Here is a 3,522-nt window from a genome sequence, read left to right on the forward strand (position 1 = left end):
CGTCGAAAAAATCTTCGGCCGGTTCCCAGCTACTCAGGAACCCATCCGGGCCGGGCTTCGCGCTACCTCGGCACCGAGCGCGTCAGCGGCCGCGAGGGTCGCCCGGCTCGAGGCGAGCAGCTCCGCGGTGACACCGGCGTCGCTGCCGCGGCACATCCGCAGGAAGGCCGCCGCGGCGGCGTGATGCCCCTTGTCCTGCGCTCCCTTCCAGGTGGAACGTCCATCGATCACCAGTTCGCGGTAGTCGTCGATGCGGACGTGCCGGCTGCCCGCCAGCGCCTCGAGGTGCTCCTTACGCACTCCGCGGGGACGGGCGGAACTGTAGGAGATGGCAGACAGGGAACCGTCGGCATGCCGGAGCGTGACCGCCACATCGGGAGCAAGCAACAGCTCGGCCTCCCGCCCGGCGAGCGCCGTCACCGTGTCCACGTCGCTGCCGGCGAGCGCGGCACAGGTGTCGACGAAATGGCAGACCTCACCGAGCAGCCGGCCACCCTGGACCCGGTCGTTGTACCAGTGGTCGGCCGGCACCGGCCCGGCAGCGATCCGATAGCTCAACGTGAGAGGACCATCCCGGTCGGCCAGCGCCGCGCGAGCTGCGGTGACCGCCGGGGAAAAACGCCGGTTGTATCCGACGACAAGCACCCCGCCGCCGGTCGCCGCCGCCTTCTCCACCCGGTTGAGCTCGTCGAGGCTCAGCGCGAGCGGCTTCTCGCACCATACGTGCCGACCGCGTTCCAGGGCCCGGGCTGCGAGGTCGGCATGCGTCGCATGCGGCGTCGCGATGACGACCACGTCGACGTCGTCGTCGTCCAGCACGGCCTCGGCGCCGGCCACCGCCCCGGCGAACCCGTGCCGGTCCGCGAAGGCCCTGGCCGACCGGCCACCGGCGGAGGCCACCGTGACCAACTGGTCAAACCCGGCCGCCCGGAAGGCGGGCAGCAGAACCGATCCGGAGAACGTCCCTGCCCCGATCCAGCCGACCCGGCTGCCCCGACGTCCCGCTGGGGCGGATCGCTGGCGGGGCACCCGCGGCCGCGGGCTGACCGACCGCTCCCGGGTCGGGCCCGCGCTGTGCGCCAGTGCGGACCCGGCCCGCTCGGACCCGGCCCGCTCGGAGGCGGCCGACGCCGGGTAGTCGAAACGGATCCCCAGGTACGGCTCGCTGCGGGTGGCGACGATCTCGTAGGCCCGCGGCGCCGCGTCGATCGGAAAGGCGTGGGTAACAAGATCATCAACTCGCAGCCGGTCGGCCGCGAGCAGGTCGAGCACGGCCTCCTGGTTGCGTCCCTCGGTCCAGCGGACCTGCCCGACAGGGTAGTCAACCCCCCACTCCTCGTATCCACGCTCGTACCGGCCCGGTCCGTAGGAGCGGGCGAAGCGCAGCGTCAGCTCCTTGTCGTAGAACGGCGCGCGCAGCAGGCCCAGTCCGACGTCACCCACCACGACCAACTGCGCCCGGTCCCGGGCCAGCGCGGTGGCCCGCATGACCGGTTCCGCCGAGCGACCAGCGGCGCAGATGAGGACCGCGTCGGCACCACGGCCCCGGCTCCATGCGCGGACCGCGGCGGTGGTGGCCTCGCCGGACTCCCGCAGCGCACGGGCACCGCTCGCCTCGGCGGTGACCAGCGGCAGATCGGCAAGGTCGATGCCGGCGACGTCACATCCGCTGGCGAGCGCGAGCCGGGCGGCGAGCTGACCGACCAGCCCCAGCCCGACGACCACCACCTTCGCCCCGGGGCCCACCTCCGCCAGGCGCAGCCCGTGCAGGGCGATAGAGCCGATCGTGGCGAACGCCGCCGCCCCCGGGGCGACACCGCCCGGAACCCGGGCGCAGAGCAGCCCGGGAACGGCCTGGAACTCGGCGTGGTTGGCGCGCCCGGCCCCACCCGTGGCGACGAGGTCACCGGGGCGGATGCGGTCAACCGCGGAGCCCACCTCGACGACGCGACCACATCCGCTGTAGCCGAGGGGAACGTCGGCCCCGAGCCGGTCCCGGACCGAACGCGCTGCCGGGATGAGACCGTCGGTCCTCGCCTTCTCCGCGACCTTGCGGACAAGGTCCGGGCGGGCCCGCGCCTTGGTCAGCAGCCCGGAGCGGGCGAGCGTGGTGACGGCACGTTCCGTGCCGGCGGACACGATCGTCGCAACGGTCGCCACCAGCACCTCGGTCGGACCGATGACCGGCACGGGAACGTCGACGACGCGCACCGCCCCGCCGGACGCCGCCTGCACCACCTGCTTCACCACGCCACCTGCTTCACCACGCCACCAGGGCGCCGCCGCGCCGGCCGACGGTCGGCGCCGGCAGGTGGACCCGCACCCACGCGCGGACCCGTACCGGCGTGTCGGCCCGAGTCTTCGGTACGACCGGGGGAAGTGAGGGCGTCGGGGGTGCCCACGCTCGCATCATGCTGCGCAGTGTAGTTGATGCATTACATTCAGCGATGAACATCGGTCTCGCCCATTCGAAGTGTCAGACCCGGAGGAACGGCATGCTCGAAGCGTCGGCCGCCGCGTGCATCGTCACCCTCGCGGCAACCCCGATCGTCATCGTCGGCATGCGTCGGATGGCGGCGATCGACGAGGTCACCACGCGGTCCTCGCACCAGGTCCCGACCCCGCGTGGCGGCGGTATCGCAGTCGTCCTCGGGCTGTTCGCGGGCATCGGCCTGGCGGTGTGCATCCCTGGGCCCGGCGACGCCCGCGACCTGCTGTCGTTGACCATCGGCATCGCCCCGTTCGGCCTGATCGGACTCGTCGAGGACCTCAGCGGCATCGCTCCGCTGCGCCGGCTGGCCCTGCACGTCACCGCGGCCGTCGTCGCGGTGACGGCGGTGCGCGGGGCGGTGCTCGACGACCCGGTTCCGAGCGGCACAACCGTCCTGCTCGTCACGATCATCGCACCGGTCTGGATCACCGCTTTCGTCAACGTCTTCAACTTCATGGACGGCATCAACGGCATCTCGGTGACGACGGCGGTCCTGGCCGGGGCGGCGTTCACGGTGCTCGGAGCCGTCCACCACGTGGACGCGATCACGACCGGCGGTGCTCTCACGGCGGCCGCGGCGCTCGGTTTCGGCCCGTTCAACTTTCCGCGGGCCCGCATCTTCCTCGGGGACGTGGGCAGCTATTCGCTGGGAGCCGCGATCGCGCTCCTGGCGGTGCGGGCGGTCCTGGCGGGAATACCGGTGGAGACCGCCTTGGCACCGACGGCGCTGTACCTGGCCGACACCGCCTGGACTCTGCTACGCCGGGTGCGGGCGAAGGAACAGTGGTACCTGCCCCACCGCACCCATGCCTACCAGCGACTCACCACCGCCGGGTGGTCACACACCCGGGTGACCGGGCTGGTTGGCGTCCTGACGGCGGTCCTCGTCGCCTTGGGATTCGCCGCGGACGGACCACTGCCGGTTCGCCTGCTCGCCGACACGGCGGCCGGGCTGGTGCTCCTCGGCTACCTGAACGCTCCACAGCGCGTCGCGGCGGGACGGGACTCCGCCCGCCGCTCGCGCACCGTTC

The 3,522-nt window shown here is 72.5% G+C and carries 2 protein-coding genes; one reads left to right on the forward strand and one right to left on the reverse strand.

The features are described 5' to 3' along the window. Window positions 1-33 precede the first annotated feature (33 nt). On the reverse strand, window positions 34-2,247 hold the full coding sequence (locus tag AC08OO_RS22945; protein ID WP_476611780.1) for a bi-domain-containing oxidoreductase: 2,214 nt from the start codon (window positions 2,245-2,247) through the stop codon (window positions 34-36). Window positions 2,248-2,495: 248 nt separating this feature from the next. Here AC08OO_RS22945 and AC08OO_RS22950 point away from each other — a divergent pair. After that, window positions 2,496-3,522: MraY family glycosyltransferase (locus AC08OO_RS22950; RefSeq protein WP_476619068.1), on the forward strand; the 1,027-nt coding region annotated here is incomplete at its 3' end.

The organism is Frankia sp. CeCAU1 (genome assembly GCF_977971845.1).